This is a genomic window from Oscillospiraceae bacterium (assembly GCA_035380125.1).
Taxonomy (GTDB): domain Bacteria; phylum Bacillota; class Clostridia; order Oscillospirales; family JAKOTC01; genus DAOPZJ01.
On the sequence record DAOSWV010000010.1, the window covers coordinates 54,571 to 72,213 of the forward strand.

A 17,643-nucleotide genomic window follows, 5' to 3' on the forward strand; every position below is an offset into this window, starting at 1 on the left:
GACGGCTTTGACGCCGACACGTACACGGTTTATGCGGGCGCACACGCAGGTGCGCCCCTACAGTTGCGATGCGGGCGATTGCGAATCGTCCTTACGGAATAAACACCGAGTGTGGCAACGCGGCTATGTGGCGAAGTGAACGCAGATTCTATGACGCGTAATGACAGCGGCGTCTCGCCGCCGCGGCTACGAAGTTATAAAATCAGCAGATTATATATCGCGTATTGACCGCAGGTTCTACCTGCCGCGCGCTATCGGGCTTGCGAACAACATATTCTATGACGCGTTTGACAGCGGGTTCTCACCCGCTTTTATTTGACAAGAAGCGTTCTTTCGTTATAATATTAAATATTGACAGTTTCGGAGGTTTTTATGAGCGGAAACAAAGAGCTTTGGAATAAAACGATCGGTCAGCGCTTGGATGAACTGGCGCGTGATTATCCCGACCGTGAGGCCGTGGTCTATAACGATGTGCCCTACCGCAGAACCTGGAAGGAATTCAACGATGAATGCGACGTGATCGCACGCGGACTGCTTGAACTCGGTGTCGGCAAGGGCGACCATGTTGCCGTCTGGGCAACCAATGTGCCCGAATGGCTGCTGACTTTTTACGCCACTATTAAAATCGGCGCGGTGCTGGTCACGGTAAACACCGCTTATAAGGTTTTTGAGTTGGAATATCTGCTGCGCCAGTCCGATTCCAAGGTGCTGGTGATGATCGACGGCTGGAAATCCAACAGCTACGTCGATATCGTCAATGAGCTCTGCCCCATGCTTGCGAACCAAAATCCCGAGCGGCTGAAGCTGCCGATGCTGCCCTGTTTGAAAAACATCCTTTACGTCGGCGAAAAGACCCCGGCGGGGATGCTGAATTTTAACGTATTATACGAGCGGGCAAAAGAGACCCCGCCCGAGATGCTCTCGGCGCTGGCGGAACAGCTCAATGCCGACGAGGTTATCAATATGCAGTACACCAGCGGCACGACAGGATTCCCGAAAGGGGTCATGCTGACGCATAAGAACATATTAAATAACGGGCGCTTTATCGGCGACAACATGAAATTTACCGAAAACGACCGGTTGTGCATCACGGTGCCGCTGTTTCACTGTTTTGGCATGGTGCTGGCGATGATGGCCTGCATCTCCCACGCTTCGACGATGGTGCCGGTCGATATGTTCAACGCCGAAAAGGTCATGCGAACCCTCGACAACCAAAAATGCACCGCCGTTCACGGCGTTCCGACGATGTTTATTGCGATGCTGGAGCATCCCGATTTTTCTAAATATAATTTCTCCCATCTGCGCACCGGCATTATGGCCGGATCGCCGTGTCCGATCAAGACCATGCAGGATGTGATCGATAAAATGGGTATGCGCGATATTACGATCGTCTTTGGCCAGACAGAAGCCAGCCCCGGCTGCACCATGTCCACGACCGACGATACGATTGAGCGCCGCGTTGCCACGGTCGGCCGCGACCTGCCCGGCTGCGAGAACAAGATTGTCGACACCGAGACCGGCGAGACCCTCGGCCCGGGAAAACCCGGTGAATTTTGCTCGCGCGGCTATCATATCATGAAGGGTTACTACAAGATGCCCGAGGCCACACGCCAAGCCATTGACAAGGACGGCTGGCTGCACACCGGAGACATCGCCATGGTCGACGAGGACGGTTATTATAAAATCACAGGCCGCCTGAAGGACATGATTATCCGCGGCGGCGAGAATATTTACCCCAAAGAGATCGAGGACTTTTTGTACCACTTACCTGAGGTCAGCGACGTGCAAGTCGTCGGCATCCCGAGCAAGAAATACGGCGAAGAGATCATGGCATTTATCGTTTTAAAGGAGGGCAAAACCCTGACCGAAGAAGACGTCAAAAATGCCGTTACGAAGAGCATGGCCCGACACAAGACCCCGGCGCACGTCGCCTTTGTCAAGGAGTTCCCGATGACGGCAAGCGACAAGATTCAGAAGTTTAAACTTCGTGAGATGGCAGTTAAGATCTACCACCTCGAGGATGCGGCGGGCATCGAAACCGCTTGATGATATTCGTAGGGAATGGTCTTGACCATTCCGCGTTTTATATTAAGCAAGGCGCAATAGAAATCAATTTGCTAAAACCCGGGCAAACATCCCGATTTATATGAAAGGATGATTATATTTATGAAACTATCATTCACCACTGCCGGCTGCCCCGGTTGGACATTCGATGAAATTTTCGCGGTCGCGAAGGATTTGGGCATTCAGGGCATTGAGATCCGGGGGATGGGCGATGTGATTTTTGCGCCCGATATCCCGATTTTTGCATCCGAAGAGATCGAGAGCACCAAAAAGCGGATGTCCGACGCCAAGATGGAATTTCCGGTACTCGACTCGACCGCAGCGCTCGGCGTCGCCGACATCGCACAGGCGGCGATGATCGAGGCCAAGGCCTATATCGATCTTGCGGCGAAACTCGGCACCAGCTATATCCGCGTGATGGTCAGCCCGAAAGCCGAGCCGACGCACGCCGATCTCGAACTCTGCGAAAAGCAATACCGCGAATTGTGCGATTACGGCGCCGCGAAAAACGTGTCCCCGTTAATGGAGACCAACGGCGTCTTTGGCGATTCCAAGCTGCTGGCGAAATTTATGCAAAAAGTCAATCACGCCGGCAGCGGGGTTCTATGGGATATTCACCACCCCTACCGCTTTTTCGGCGAGACGCCCGAACAGACGGTGCAGAATATCGGCAAATATATTCGTCACACCCATATCAAGGATTCGGTGATGACCGACGGCGCGATCGTCTACAAGATGATGGGTTATGGAGACGTGCCGATCACCGACGCGGTCGCAGCGCTCAAAAAAATCGGTTACGAGGGTTATATATCGCTGGAGTGGCTCAAGCGCTATAACCCCTATCTGCAGGAACCGGGCATTGTGTTTGCGCACTTTGCCAGCTTTATGAGCTATATTTTCGAGGAAGCATGATCGAAATCAGGCCGCTGGCCGACGTCCCGATTGAGGCGGTTACGGACGCCTTTAATGCCGCATTTTCCGATTATGAACTGCCTTTTACCGCGACACCCGCTTATTTGAGCGAGCGGTTCGCGGCATCCGGCGTGCGTTACGATCTCTCTTACGGCGCGTTTGACGGTGGTCGGTTGGTCGGGTTTATGGTCAACTCTGCGGACGACTACGGCGGTGTGAATGCGGCTTTCGACGCGGCTACAGGAATTATTCCCGAATATCGCGGGCAGGGGCTGATTTATCGGATCGCAAACACAGCGATGACCGAACTGGCTGAAAATGGTATTCAAAAATATACGCTTGAGGTGCTTCAATCTAACGAGCGGGCCATTCATATCTATGAAAAACTCGGGCTTGCCATCACCCGCAATTTCTTTTGCTATACCGGTATGCCGAAACTGCGAGCCGACGCAAAACACGGGGTCATAGTGGTTCCCGTTTCCGATTTCACTGAGGAACTGCGAGAGTTCCCGCGTGACTGGCTGCCTTCATGGGAGAACAGCGACGCGGCCATTCTGCGCAATGCAGCTAACGTCGAGGTCGCCTACATCACCGAAAAGGGCAATATCGCGGCATATGTTGTTTTTCACCGCACCAGGGGGTTGATTCACCAACTCTGGGTGCGGCCCGAATACCGGCGCAGAGGTTTTGCGACGGCATTGGTCAAATATGTTTGGGAGCGCTTCGGCAAGGTCACAGTCAATAACATCGACCAGGACGACGAATCCGCTTCGGCGTTTTGGAGTGCAAGCGGACTGCGGCTTTATGCCCGGCAGTTCATGATGGAAAAGATGATTTGAGATGGAAAAACTGCCGACCGTCATCGTCATTCCTGCCTATGACCCGCCCGCTGTCTTTCACGATCTGGTGAGACGTTTGACGGCCAGAGACGGGTATTTGGTCGTGGTGGTCGACGACGGCAGTCATGAAGATTATCAACAGGAATTTAAACGGCTGCCGAAAACAGCGGTCATTTTAAGGCATGAAAAGAACAAGGGAAAAGGCGCCGCGTTAAAAACGGCGCTGCGTTATATTGTCGACCATGAGATCGCCTGCAGCGGCTGCGTGACCGCCGACGCCGACGAAAAGCACCGGCTCGAGGATATTCTGCGGGTGGCGAAAGCGCTGCGCAAAAATGAGGACAAGATTATTCTCGGGTGCCGGAACTTCAATAAACGGGTGCCGGGACTGATTCGGTTCGGCAACGCCGTGACCAGGTGGGTATTCCGTTCCAAAACCGGTGTGAAGGTATCCGACACTCAGAGCGGGCTGCGGGGCTTTCCGCGAAAATATCTCGAGGCGCTTTCGGAAATCGAGGGCATGCGGTACGAATATGAGACCAACGTGCTGCTGTGGGCCTGCGAGCAGAAAATCCCGTTTGCAGAGGTTCCGACCGAGATCGACTATACGGGCCGCAAGACCTTTATCCACTTCCATGTGATCCGCGACTCGATATTGATCTACGCCAAACTGTTGAAATTCACCTCGATCTCTTTCACGGCGTTTTTGCTGGATTACGGACTGGTATTATGGTTTCGCACACTCACGGGCAGCTGGCCGGAGCGTGTGTCACTGGTATTTACCGTTGTCGCCGCCCGTGCGTGCAGTTCGACTTACAGTTTTACGCTCAACCGTTTTGTGGTGTTCCGAAGCAAGGGCAACGCTTTTATGCATGCAGTGCAGTTTTATTTGCTCGCGGGGATTTTGATGGCTGCAAGCTATTTGCTTCTCGATTTGACGACCATCATTATGCCGGGGCCGCTTTGGATCGCTAAGCCGATTACCGACGGAATTTTATTTTTCGTCAACTATTTTGTGCAGAACAAAGTGATATTCCGAAAAAAACACCGCGTGGAGGAAAAATAGAAAAATGCCGACTAAAAACGAGATTGTACAACTGGAGATCACTGATTTGACAGAGGAAGGGCACGGTATCGGACGGTATAACGGAATGGCGGTTTTCGTGCCGAACGCGATTCCGGGCGACACAGCGGAAGTGAAGTTTATCAAGCTCGCCAAAAATTACGCGGTCGGGCGGCTTGAAAAAATCATTGCGCCGTCGAAAGACCGCATCCAAAGCGACTGTCCGGTGTTCGGGCGGTGCGGCGGGTGTTCGCTGCGCAATATGACCTACGAGGCCGAGTTAAAATATAAACAAAATAAAGTGCTGCAAAACCTGATGCGGCTGGGTGGGTTCGACGCGGACAAGTTTATATTCGAGCCGATCATCTCCAAAGAGCCGAACCGCTATCGCAATAAGGCGCAGTTTCCGGTATGTAAAATCGACGGCAAGGTCGCGGCGGGCTTGTTTTCAAAGCATACCCACAATGTGATTCCGATTGCCGACTGTTTATTACAACCAGAGGTTTTTTCTGAAATCACCGCCGAAATCTGCGTGTTCTGCGACAAAAACGGAATTGAGCCGTATGACGAGACCACCAAAAAGGGCTATCTGCGGCATATTTATCTGCGCGGAACGGCGGACGGCAGCGTCGGGGTGTGTCTGGTGGTCAACGGTAACTTTCTGCAAAACTCCCGCGCGCTGGTTGCCAAACTGACCGAAAAGTTTTCGCAGGTTAAGAGCGTGTGGCTCAACGTCAACAAGGCCGATACCAACGTGATTTTGGGGGATGAGACCAAGCTGCTGTTGGGCGCTCCGGCGCTGACCGACACACTGTGCGGACTGGAATTCGACATCTCGCCGCAGTCGTTTTATCAGGTCAATCGCGAGGCCGCGCAGGCGCTGTATCAAAAGGCGGCAGAGTATGCGGGGCTGACGGGCAAAGAGACGGTGCTGGATTTATACTGCGGCACCGGAACGATCGGGCTTTCGATGGCGAAAAATGCAAAAAAGATCGTCGGGGTTGAAATCGTGCCCGAAGCGGTCGAGAACGCACGTCAAAACGCCGAGAAGAATCACATCATTAATGCGGAATTTATTTGCGGGGATGCGGATTTAGTGATTGCACAAACCGACCTCAAGCCCGACGTGGTCATCACCGACCCACCGCGAAAGGGGTGCGGCAAAGCGACGCTGGAGGCCATCTGCCGGTTTGCGCCCGAGCGCATTGTGATGGTCAGCTGCGACAGCGCGACGCTCGCCCGTGACCTGAAGTTTTTAGCCGAAAACGGGTATGCGCTTCAAAAAGCGGTTCCGGTCGACATGTTTCCGAGGACGATGCACGTTGAAACCGTTGCGGTGATGGGGAGTAATAAAAAAGCATTTGGCATTTGAGAGTATTTACTGCTTGAAGATGTGATTGCAGCAACGCCGAAATAGCTTAATATTAAAATTAAAGGAAGGCTGAAAATGGGGAAATATTGCGCTTTCTGTGGGGAAAGCCCTATTGACAAAACAAAAGAACATATAATACCAAAATGGTTGATTGAGTACACAGGAGATTTAAATAGAAATATCAGAGTTGGTTTAGACTTTGATAAAAAGGAGGAGAGGATTTTTTCATTTAATCAATTAACTCTTCCGGCTTGTAATATTTGCAATAATAAATTTAGTGAACTTGAAGCAAATGCAAAAAAAGTCATTTTGGAGCTGGTAGAAAATAATTCTTTAACCGTAAGTAATATGAGTGTTTTATTGGATTGGCTTGACAAGGTCCGTATTGGTTTGTGGTTACTGTTTTATTCACTTAATAAAAACCCTTTATCTATATCACCACACTTTTTCATACAAGAAAGATTGGGGAAAAGGGATAGGATGGTGATTATTTATAGATTTTTAAAAAGAGATGAAGGAATTAATTTTATAGGAACTGACAGTTTTGTATTTCAATTGACTCCTTGTTGTTTTGCACTAAGGGTTAATAATTATTTTCTTTTTAATATTTCATTTGATTATTTATTCTCAAGACGGATCGGGTTTCCTTTTCCGGATTGTTTTCATATTGATGAATCAGGGAAATTATTTATAGATGTACAACCAGGTATTGAACGAGTGATGCTTCCGCTCATTAGAGGATATAATTTTGAACCGGGAATTCAGATATTTCAACCCATGTTTTATCCTTTTTCTGAAGAGCAATGCCTTTCGAGTTTATATGATAAACCTTATGTACGCGAAAAGTGTTTAGATTATGATAATGGTATTGGATATCCTTTTATCTATGATGTTGCAAATAGGAAATTAAAAGTAGAAAATATTAATATTCCAGTCTGCGGTATTAATTACGAGAGTAGTATTTCAATTTTAGGTAAACAGACATATCAAACACAAATTAATCTATTACAGAATATTAATTATTCGTTTGATAGAGTATCCTCTGATTTTAAAAGATCTCATCAAGAATGTGAAAGAAGAGCGATAGAATTAAATCGAATTATTTTAAAAAAGTTAGATGATCAATAAGGATGGCTGGATTCTTTAACAACTGAGAGTAAATTAAAAGGAGAACTGAGTCGTGGAAGGTAAGAAAACTATATAAAAAGATTATATAGTTAAAGAAATATCTATTTTAAATTTAAACATGTAGTTCCTCACAAAATATGACATTGATGATTATTTTTAGGGGTAAGATTATATAATTTGACGCGGTCGCCGTGGTGAGGTACAATAAAAAAGAACTTCGCCATATTGAATTTTGAGGTGACATATGAGCGCGCGCAAAAAACTGTTTCACCATAAAACCGATAAAATAGATATTACTGATATTCGTTATTATGACTATTTCTTTAATCGATGTTTGTCATTGATTGCCCTTGTAATTCAATATTTACATTAAGTACTTAAGATTTATTTTATAGAGGTATAGTAATGGATTTACCTATAAAAGCTTTTTGTTTGAATGGAGATAATGCCAAAATAGAATTGATTATTACCGAGATATTGGACTTTCCTAATACATCTATAGAAGGTGGATATGATGTTAAGGGAATTCTCAATATAAACATTGGATGCTACTTTGTTAGATATGATAATTTTATTTTTGCCACAGGTGTAATTTATAGGTTTTTAGAGGGTCTGGAGAAATGTTATCAGGATTTAAAAGGGGAAGCGGAATATAGGCATTTATATGAACGCGATTTGGAATTCACACTAGAGATGACCAGTTTAGGACATGCAGTAATTAATGGCACATTTCGTGAAAATCCGGCCGTAAGCACCAAGTTGGACTTTGAGATGTCAACAGATCAAACATTCATAAAGTCAGCTATTAACGATATAAAAAATGTAATTAAAGGTTTTGGCGGATATACAGGATTACAAGGACAATAAGCAAAAGGGGTTGAACTGTATTGTTCAAAGAAAAATTTCAGGTCGTGCGTCTAGAGCACGAATGGTTCTGGTCGATATGTTCCCGAGGACGATGCACGTTGAGACGGTTGCGGTGATGGCAAAGGCATAAAGCTTTAAGGAGTTGATTCCTTTGATATGTTATTTAGTAAGACACGGCAAAGATGATGATACGATTCGCGGTGGCTGGAGTGAGTCGGGGCTGACAAGCGAAGGTAAAAAACAAGCCCTGCGCCTTGCTGCAGATATCTCTCATAATAAACTACAGTATAATATTAAACACATTTATTCAAGTGATTTGCCGCGGGCTGTACAAACAGCCGAACCAATTGCCGCCGTTTTAAATCTGCCAATCACTGCGTTGAAACAATTTCGTGAAGCCAACAATGGTGATCTTGCCGGCATGGATAACGATATAGCAAACCAAAAGTATCCCGGCTTATATTGGAATACTCTTGAATGGGAAGAGTGTTATCCAAACGGCGAAAGCCCAAAAGAATTTTTTGAGAGAGTGTGTGAAGCCTGGCGTTTATTAACTTATGAAATCTGTGATATGAAAGAGAATGTACTAATTGTAACACATTCCGGTGTAATCAATATAATTTTGCACCAGATAAACAATACTGTTTACACGAATAAGGGAAAACAAATACCCATAAGACACACTGCGTTAATTAAACTTAAAAAAGAACAAGGTATATGGGAAATCTGCGAAGTGTAAACTTACTTTTAGGAACAATGTTGGCCCGCGACCTGAAGTTTTTGGCAAGTGGAAACCGTCGCGGTGATGGAGAAGGTATAGACATGTTATACAAAGAAAAGGTAAATAACATATCGACAAACGCTCTCATAATTTCTTTTTATTCCGATAGATTGTTGACATAATGTTGTCAACAATTACAAGGTACAATAAAAAAGTAAAAAATCTATTTATAGATCAGGAGGAGACATTATGCAGAAAAAGGCCTTAGTAATCATCGATATTCAAAATGACATCACTAAGAATTATAAAGATGTGATCGGCAATATCAATCAGGCGATCGATTGGGCGGTCAGTCATGATATTCATGTTGTTTATATCAGACATGAAAATTTATCAGACGGCACGAGGACTTTTAAACCCAATACAGTTGGATCCGAATTCGTGCCGGACCTGAAAATGGTGTCGAAAAATGTTTTTACAAAATATAAAGGAAACGCATTAACCAGCAAAGAATTTGCAGACTTTATTCGCAAAAATGAAATAGGAGATTTTTACATAGCGGGAGCGGATGCTGTCGCTTGTGTGAAATCAACCTGTTACAACTTATGCACAGCGAATTACGGCGTTAGCGTCCTGTCGGATTGCATTACCAGTTATGATAAAAGGAAAATTGACGAAATGCTGCGTTATTATGAAAGCAAAGGCAGTAAAATTATTTCTTTGAATGACCTTTTAGTTTAAGTCCTTTCCATATGAACCGCATTGCGCGGCGGGCAAAAAACGCCCGCCGCTTTTGTTCGTTTATCGATCAATGTTGTGCGTCCTGCGTGGTTACTGTTCGCGTTGTTCCCGCCATGTGATTTTTTGCTTCGTGGGAACATATCGAAACAAACCTTAACCCTTGTAACAGAGCGATTTAGATGTCGGCGGTTCGCGAGTGTACAGGAAAGATGTTTTAGCTTTTTGGGGCTTGGCGGGAGTACAGGCTCATGTATTTTTTTGGCGGCGCTCCATATCGCTCTCGGAATTTGACGATGAAATAGGCAGGCGTGTTAAAGCCGCACTCGAACGCGATTTCACTGACTGACAGGGAGGAACTCATGAGAAGCTGAACGGATAGAATCAAGCGCAGCTCAAGAATATACTCCGAAATGCTTCGTCCTGCCTCACGAATAAACAGGCTGCCCATGTAATGCGGATTAAGATGAAAAATCCCAGCCAGCTCGCTTACGCTGAGTTTCTTGCGATAATTGCTGTTTATATAATTTATTATGCCTTGTACATGGCGGCTGTAGTTTACATTTCTGCCGGCAGTCAAATGATATTTCCGGATAAAAGCGACTAATATTTCACAGAAAACAGCGGAAAGAACGGAGGGAGAATAAAAATCCGAGTTTTTAATTTCGGAAGCGAGACACTTGATTTTTTCAATCAGCGCCCCAAGCTCATTTTCGTCAAATTTCACGTAGAGAGCGTTGTCTTCCGCCATGAGGTTCGCGGCCAAATCCTTTGGTATAAAATCCACCGAGAAGCGTATATTATACGATTTTAATTTGTTGTTTTCATCCTGATGCGTGGTGTGGAGGTTGTTCGGCGTTCTGAGGTACGCGCAGCCGCGAGACATACTGAATGAGGTTTTCTTCAGAATTTGCACGCCCATTCCTCCGTACACAAGTTCAAATTCGTAGTAGCTGTGCGCGTGAAGGGAGTTCTGCAGATGCTTCTCGCTTATTCCGTCGTACCTGTGCGTGACGGTAAGCATGGAATCCGCGTTTTTATATTCCGCATAATCGAATTTATCGGTTATATCGTCAAATTCTATGGAATTGATGTAAATGACATTTTTGATATTACTCTCCATGACATCTCAGTCTCCCGATTTTTAGTATTATTGCGGTAAAATTATTGATTACCGCAATAATATTAAACTATTTTATTGTCATGGTGTCAACGGCGTTCGATCGTGTAAATGTGCAATTTATTATATTATTACTGCCGATTATTAATTATCATCAGGCGATTGTGATGCTATAATAAAATCACGCAGACCGGTTCTGCGAAAAAAAGAGGCAAAATATGAAAGGGACATAATTTATGTTGAGTATTGATTATAAGGATTATGTGATCAGACTCTCCGATCCGGAAGTCTATGTGGATAACTTGGCACGTCGGAGAAGCGGACACATGACGCACGCGATGACCGAATTCGCTGAGGGAAAATTCATCGATTTCAATTCGAGCTGCTCCGCAGTACGCGCAGCCGGACACTCGGCCTACGGATTTGTCGAATACCGTATATCGGAAGACCGCGGAAAAACCTATTCCGAGGCCCGCGTGCTTCCGTTTTCGCGTGAGGCTTTCCTTGACGGTGTTTTCACCGTTTCGGTCGAGAAAACGGTAACCTGCGGGGACGGCAGTATTCTGGCTTTTTGTCTGCGAAACACGATGCTTGAACCTGTCTGCTGCGAGCCGTGGCTTACACCGATGGCGGTTCGCAGCCGCGACGGCGGTGAAACCTGGGGAAAGCCGTTTGAGATATCGCCTTATCCCGGCAGAATTTATGACGCTCTGACTGTCCAAGACAAAGTTATTTTCCTTGAATTCAAGAATGAGCATTTCATCGGAAGCGGACCAAAGCACAAGTATTCCGTATTTATCAGTGAAAACAACGGCGTGGATTTCTGCGAAACCGAGCTTCCCATCGACGGAATCGGCAGGGGCTACGGTTCGATTCTGTACGACGGCAACGGTATTCTTCACGCTTATGCCTACAATGTGAACGACGAACGGCATATGGACCACGCCGTAAGCTCCGACTTGGGAAAAACATGGGAAAATGTCGAACCATGCTATTTAAACCGAGGGATCCGCAATCCTCAGACCGCGCTGATTGACGGCGTTTATGTCCTGCACGGACGCGGAGAGAACGCAAATGGCTTTGTTTTCTATTTTTCAGCCGACGGCTGCACCTGGAGCGAAGCTTCGCTCGCAGGTGATAAGAGCGGAGGCTGCTACTATTCAAACAATCTGCCGCTGAATGACGCCGGAAGGAATTTTCTGCTGATACAGTATTCTGAGCTGTGCAGAAACGCGGACTCTAAGCCGGGGGAAAATTCTCAAGTGGACGTGATTCACAGAACGCTTGAGATTGTTAGGAGATAATGAAAATGGACGGACTCTTTCGGATAAATGAAAAGTTGGCAAACGGGGGAATTCTTTATGGTACACACGTATTCTGCGGCGCTCCGCCGCTCACCGAATGTCTCGCGCAGATCGGATTTGATTTACTTTGGATTGATATGGAGCATACCGCAATCGGAATCGAGAGCCTGCAAAACAATCTGATTGCAGCTCGCGCGGGCGGAACGCCTGCGATAGTCAGGATACCGTGGAACGAAAAGGTATTGGCAAAGCCTGTGCTTGATATGGGACCGGACGGAATTATATTCCCGGATATCAGAACCGCCGGTGAGGCCCGCGCCGCCGTTTCCGCCTGCGAATATCCACCGAATGGAGAACGCGGCTACGGCCCGCTGCGCGCACTCAACTACGGCGGCATTGACAAGACCGATTATGTTGATCGTTTATACCGCAGAACACAGCGTTTTTTGCAGATCGAACATATCGACGCGGTCGATAATCTCGAGGAAATAGCCGCGGTTGAAGGGGTCGACGGATACATTGTCGGACCGAACGATCTCTCCGGCTCCGCCGGGCACATCGGACGATACGATCACCCGGATATGACGCAGATTTACGACCGCATCGGAGAAGTTATGCGCAATCACGGCAAATTATTCGGCGTATCACTTGGCTACGACCCGGATATCATGTCCGAATGGCTTGAACGCGGCGCAAAAATGATTTTCTCGGGCAATGATGTCGGTTATGTTTTTGACGGCGCATCGAATCTGCTGCGTGAGCTTAAGCGGTTAAGTAAATAATTTTGATTTGAGAAGGAATTGCCTCATTACCCGAGATCTCCAGCTTTCCGCGCTAACGGAAAAGCGTAATAAATATATTAACATATCGGATAAAAAAACTGTTTATCCGAATAATGAACAAGGTATAAGAGGAATTTGCAAAGGCTAAAGTAATGCATCTATGTACGGGCGATCTGTGTTCGCCCGTAAAAAATCGATAAAATTACACTCAAGGTTCATCTGTGATTTGACGCAGTCGCCGGGGTGAGGTACAATAAAAAAGAACTTCGCCATATTGAATTTTGAGGTGACATATGAACGCGCGTAAAAAACTGTTTCACCATAAAACGGTATATGATATGCCCGGCACCGATGCGCTTTTTATTCAAGCGGTCAGGGAGAACGTCGAGTGGCATTACCGGAACTGTGGGGAATACCGTGAAATTCTTGACAGCCAACAGTTTCATCCGGATATGTTGATCACATATAAAGACCTGAGCCACCTACCGCCGATCCCCACGCTCTATTTAAAAGGCAATCCGTTGCTGTCTGTCCCCGAGGACAAACTGCGTTTGAAATCCACCACTTCCGGAACGTCCGGAAAACCGGTTGAAATCGGGTTTGACGCGGGCGCGTTGGGTTTGGGGCTGCATATGCTCCGAAAAATGCTGATTCAACATCAATTTCTCTCGCTGCGTTCCACGAATTATCTCATACTGGGCTATCAACCCGCTAAGCACAATCGGATGGGCGCCGTGCGCACGGCCTACGGCGCAACTTTCCTCGCACCGGCTTTGCATAAAGAATATGCGCTTGTTGATACGGGTGAAAAATATGATTTAAACCTTGACGGGGTCATGAAGGCATTAATGCGTTACAGCCGCTCCAAAGCGCTGGTTCGGATTCTGGGCTTTCCCGCGTACTTTTACTTTTTACTCAAAAAGCTCGAGCAGGAAAATATCTCTTTAAAACTGCCCGAAAAATCGATGGTCCTTTTGGGCGGCGGATGGAAGCAGTTTTCATCGCAGAAAGTAAAAAAAGACGAATTGTATCGCTTGGCCGAAGAGCGATTGGGGATCAAAGAGGAACGGTTTCATGAGTTTTTCGGTGTGGTGGAACACAATATTCCCTATTTTGACTGCAAAAATCATCATTTCCATGTGCCGGTCTACAGCCGGGTGATCATACGGGATTTTAAAACGATGGAGCCGGTGGAAAACGGCACGCCCGGGCTGCTCAATCTGATCACGCCGTTTCTTGATTCCATGCCGCTGGTCAGCATTATGACCGACGACATTGCCGTGTTGCGGGATGGGAAACAATGCGGCTGCGGAAACGAGTCGCCGTATTTTGAAATTCTCGGGCGCGCCGGACTGACGGGCATTACGACCTGTGCGGCAGGTGCGGGCAGCATGCTGGAGGGGATCACAATATGAATCTGATCAAAGGGAAAATGGTGTTGTCCCCAAAAGAACGCGATGCCGCTTTAAATGCGCTTGAAGGGGAGATTTACGATACCCTAAAAAGCGATGTATTGAACACGGAAATGGTTTTGAACGCGTGCGACTTGCTTTCGAAATCCATCGGGCAGGAGCATGTGAATTTACTCGTAAGCGCCGGTATTTCCCCCATAAAAGCCGAGGGTTATCTGCGGGAGGCAAAGGCGCAGCTGAACAGGGAAGCTCTGACGAAGCGGCTGAAAACCGAGCTTGGAGACGCGTTTTTTGCAAAAGAACCGTTTGTGGGCGAGAACGGCTCCGTCCGTGTCAAGGAGAGAATTTTGCCTTTGGGCACGCTTTTTCACATTGCGGCGGGCAATCAGTTCGGGCTGGCGTTCTACAGTGCCGTGGAGGGCTTGCTGACGGGCAACATCAATCTGATTAAACTGCCGAGTAATGACGACGGGCTGTCGGCAGTGATTTTTTCGGAACTGTTCAAAATCGAGCCCCTGTTAAAGGATTATGTCTATCTTTTTGATTATACTTCCACGGACACGGAAGCGATTCGGAAACTGATGAAGATCGCCGATGCGGCGGTGATTTGGGGCGGGGATTCGTCCGTTCGGGCAATCCGTGATCTGGCCGACCCCACGACCAAAATCATCGAATGGGGACACAAACTCAGCGTTGCCTATGTGACCCGCGACGGATATGACGAGCGCGCGCTTTACGGGTTGGCGGAGAATATTGTGCAGACCAATCAGCTGCTGTGCAGTTCGTGTCAGGGAATTTATCTGGATACGGATTCGATGGAGGACGTCTACCGGTTTTGCGAGGCGTTTCTGCCGGTTTTGGAGCAGTGCCGCCGTGCGCGCTGCGAGGAAATTCCGTTGGAGATACAGGCGCAGACCGGGTTGATGGTTTATACGGAGCGTTTGCGGGCGGATGATCGCCCCTGCCGGGTGTTTCAGGGCAAATACGGGGCGCTGCTTGCCTATGAGGATTCCTCGTTGAAAACAGCCATTCCCTACGGGAACTGTTGGGTAAAGAGATTGCCGAGACGGGAACTGGTCAACACCCTCCGGCCGCATAAAAGCCATCTGCAAACCGCGGGGCTGCTGTGCGCAGAAGAAGATCGGGAGGCGTTGACCGAGTTGTTATGGAAAGCCGGGGTCATCCGGGTCACGCAGGGGAAGAACATGTCCGAAACCTACACCGGCGCCGCGCATGACGGCGAGTATGCGCTCAGGCGGTATACCCGCATTGTTTCGCAGGAGTTTATGGATTAAATATGCGGTGATAGCGAGAAAGGTAAACACGGTTTCGGCATTTATTGACATTTCGCGCCAAATATTTATAATAGAGCAATGACGCTCGTTGCGGAAATGCATCAATGTAGGGGCGAACTGTGTTCGCCCGTTTTTTATGATACCAAAAGTTCCGTTACTGTATGGCACCTGAGAAACGTTTCAGGTTTGAAAAAGAGGAAGTGATATTTCTTATGGATGATTTGCCGAAGCGGAAAAAGAACAGATTGGATGGGTATGATTATTCATCCTGCGGTGCTTATTTCGTCACGTTGTGCGTTTCCGGACGGCAGAATCAATTATGGGAAAATGAAGAATCGAACTGTATTCACCCGCAGGAAGCAGCGGCTTTATCTGAAACGGGTAAAATTGTTGAAAAAGAAATTCGGAGATTAAACATCACATATGAAAGTGTGGCGGTGGATAAATATTGTATCATGTCCGATCATATCCATTTGATTATTTTTTTTCTGCCTGATTTAAACGAGCGAGCACAGCGGGTCGAACCCGTAACGCCTCCTACATTATCTAGGGTGATCAAACAATTCAAAGGAGCGATCACGAAACAAATTGGGTATTCGATTTGGCAGAAATCATTTTATGATAAAATCATCCGCAGTGAAAAAGGATATCGGGATGTCTGGGAATATGTTGACACAAATCCATACCGATGGATCGATGTATTGTGATTGCAGGAGAGAACCATGTCGCATGATAAATTTAAAAGCGGGCGAACGCAGTTCGCCCCTACACGATGATATTTATTAAAGGAGAAACTCCATGCCTCGAAAATTGTTTTATCAGCTGACCGCGAAAGTCGTAAGCGGGAAGGTGCTGCTCTCGTTTTGGCAGTCGACGCCGGTCTATCATGAAAAATCCATGCCGCCGGAGACGGTTTTTGAAATCTATCGAAAGCCGGAGTCGGAGTTTGCCTTCGGGCAGGATTATACGGAGTATTTCGATTCTTCGCAAGTCGGACAGGCCGAAATCATCTATCGGGGCACGCTGGAACTCTGTTATGACCGGCGTTATTTTTATACCGACGACAACGTTCAGGTCGGCATGACTTACAGCTACTGGGTGTCTGTGTCCGGGGACGCCGAACACGCGCCGTTCGGGCCTTGTTACGTCAAAGTGCGGGACGAGGCCGTCTGGTGGCCGTATGAGAAAATTAACAACACCATTGAACAACTGTCGGCGGAGTTCGGCGGGCTTGTCACGGTGAAACAATACGGGTTTACCACGATGAAAAAGCCGCTCAAGGGCCTGATCGCGGGGAACAGTAAAAACCCGGTCGCTTTGGTCGGAACCATTCACGCCGGGGAATCGGGGCCGGAACTCATTCTGCCCGCGCTCCGCAAATTGCTCGAAAACGACGCCGAGTTACTGCGCAAAGTCGGCATTGCAGCGCTGCCCACGGTCAACGCCGACAGCAGAGAGCGTTTGGTTTGGGGCGAGCCGCAGTATATCCGCACCAACCCCTGCGGCGTGGATATCAACCGCAACTTCGACGCGGACTGGGACACGGTGGACTACACCTACGGCTACGACACCTCCGAATACGGCGGGCAGACCTACCGTGGGCCGTTCCCGAATTCCGAAGAGGAGACCAAAGCGGTCATTCGGTTTATCGAGGAGGTCAAACCCCGCGCAGTGCTGTCGTTTCACTGTCTTGCCGGCATCTGCGACGATTCGTTTTTGACCGCTTCCTCGGCAAAAGAAGACGATACATACCGGCAATTGTGCCAAAAGGTGATCGATTTATTTAAAACGGGATTTCGCAACAAGCCATGCGCCGCTGATTTGAGATATCTCTGCACCGACGGGAGTTTTCCGGCTTATGTCTACCGCAAATACGGCATCCCCTGCTTCGATTTGGAGTTTTCGGGGGACGAAGAGGGCAGATGCTGCCTGACCGACCGTACCACCAAAGAGGTCATCGAACTCTATCAGCAGCGCCACTATCAGGGGTTGCGGAATCTGCTCAAAGGGTTGGCGGAGTAATTAA

Annotated in this window: 16 protein-coding genes; 15 read left to right on the plus strand and 1 reads right to left on the minus strand. The window is 47.6% G+C overall.

From position 1 onward, the window contains the following. The first annotated feature begins 372 nt into the window (after window positions 1-372). The 9 genes from PK629_05285 to PK629_05325 all read left to right on the plus strand — a co-directional run bounded on the left by PK629_05285 (window position 373) and on the right by PK629_05325 (window position 9,707). Window positions 373-2,046, plus strand: a complete 1,674-nt coding sequence (locus PK629_05285) for an AMP-binding protein (GenBank protein ID HOP10886.1) — start codon at window positions 373-375, stop codon at window positions 2,044-2,046. Window positions 2,047-2,166: 120 nt separating this feature from the next. Then, entirely contained in the window at window positions 2,167-2,976 is an 810-nt protein-coding gene (locus PK629_05290) for a sugar phosphate isomerase/epimerase (GenBank protein HOP10887.1), read from the plus strand. Further along, entirely contained in the window at window positions 2,973-3,815 is an 843-nt protein-coding gene (locus PK629_05295) for a GNAT family N-acetyltransferase (protein HOP10888.1), read from the plus strand. The genes PK629_05290 and PK629_05295 overlap by 4 nt, the downstream gene beginning before the upstream one ends. Before the next feature lies 1 nt (window position 3,816). Continuing rightward, the gene (locus tag PK629_05300) at window positions 3,817-4,881 is read left to right on the plus strand and encodes a bifunctional glycosyltransferase family 2/GtrA family protein (protein ID HOP10889.1); all 1,065 of its coding nucleotides are present in this window, start codon (window positions 3,817-3,819) and stop codon (window positions 4,879-4,881) included. A gap of 4 nt (window positions 4,882-4,885) precedes the next feature. Beyond that, window positions 4,886-6,250, plus strand: a complete 1,365-nt coding sequence (gene rlmD / locus PK629_05305; protein HOP10890.1) for a 23S rRNA (uracil(1939)-C(5))-methyltransferase RlmD — start codon at window positions 4,886-4,888, stop codon at window positions 6,248-6,250. A gap of 75 nt (window positions 6,251-6,325) precedes the next feature. Further along, window positions 6,326-7,378 carry a hypothetical protein gene (locus PK629_05310; protein ID HOP10891.1) on the plus strand — a complete coding sequence of 351 codons (1,053 nt, stop codon included), beginning with the start codon at window positions 6,326-6,328 and terminating at the stop codon, window positions 7,376-7,378. 405 nt (window positions 7,379-7,783) lie between these two features. Continuing rightward, on the plus strand, window positions 7,784-8,245 hold the full coding sequence (locus PK629_05315) for a hypothetical protein (protein ID HOP10892.1): 462 nt from the start codon (window positions 7,784-7,786) through the stop codon (window positions 8,243-8,245). A 151-nt stretch (window positions 8,246-8,396) separates the two neighbouring features. Further along, window positions 8,397-8,984: a histidine phosphatase family protein gene (locus PK629_05320; protein ID HOP10893.1), complete on the plus strand. Its 588-nt coding sequence runs from the start codon at window positions 8,397-8,399 to the stop codon at window positions 8,982-8,984. 231 nt (window positions 8,985-9,215) lie between these two features. Further along, window positions 9,216-9,707 carry an isochorismatase family cysteine hydrolase gene (locus PK629_05325; GenBank protein HOP10894.1) on the plus strand — a complete coding sequence of 164 codons (492 nt, stop codon included), beginning with the start codon at window positions 9,216-9,218 and terminating at the stop codon, window positions 9,705-9,707. A gap of 214 nt (window positions 9,708-9,921) precedes the next feature. On the opposite strand, the gene PK629_05330 is transcribed toward PK629_05325, so the two are convergent. After that, window positions 9,922-10,620 (minus strand): AraC family transcriptional regulator, encoded by a 699-nt coding sequence (locus tag PK629_05330; GenBank protein ID HOP10895.1) that lies wholly within the window; start codon window positions 10,618-10,620, stop codon window positions 9,922-9,924. Between the two features lie 440 nt (window positions 10,621-11,060). Here PK629_05330 and PK629_05335 point away from each other — a divergent pair, with 440 nt between their 5' ends. The 6 genes from PK629_05335 (at window position 11,061) to PK629_05360 (ending at window position 17,639) form a co-directional block, all read left to right on the plus strand. Next, window positions 11,061-12,128 carry a sialidase family protein gene (locus PK629_05335; GenBank protein HOP10896.1) on the plus strand — a complete coding sequence of 356 codons (1,068 nt, stop codon included), beginning with the start codon at window positions 11,061-11,063 and terminating at the stop codon, window positions 12,126-12,128. Window positions 12,129-12,133: 5 nt separating this feature from the next. Then, window positions 12,134-12,910: an aldolase/citrate lyase family protein gene (locus tag PK629_05340; protein HOP10897.1), complete on the plus strand. Its 777-nt coding sequence runs from the start codon at window positions 12,134-12,136 to the stop codon at window positions 12,908-12,910. Between the two features lie 293 nt (window positions 12,911-13,203). After that, window positions 13,204-14,325 (plus strand): acyl-protein synthetase, encoded by a 1,122-nt coding sequence (locus PK629_05345; GenBank protein ID HOP10898.1) that lies wholly within the window; start codon window positions 13,204-13,206, stop codon window positions 14,323-14,325. Continuing rightward, a complete protein-coding gene (locus PK629_05350) occupies window positions 14,322-15,617 on the plus strand; it encodes an acyl-CoA reductase (protein HOP10899.1) in 1,296 nt (431 codons plus the stop codon). Before PK629_05345 ends, PK629_05350 begins: the two co-directional genes overlap by 4 nt. Window positions 15,618-15,778: 161 nt before the next feature. After that, window positions 15,779-16,324, plus strand: a complete 546-nt coding sequence (locus PK629_05355) for a transposase (protein HOP10900.1) — start codon at window positions 15,779-15,781, stop codon at window positions 16,322-16,324. A gap of 91 nt (window positions 16,325-16,415) precedes the next feature. After that, window positions 16,416-17,639, plus strand: coding sequence for a M14 family metallopeptidase (locus tag PK629_05360; protein ID HOP10901.1), 1,224 nt, complete (start codon window positions 16,416-16,418; stop codon window positions 17,637-17,639). The last annotated feature ends 4 nt before the right edge of the window (window positions 17,640-17,643 follow it).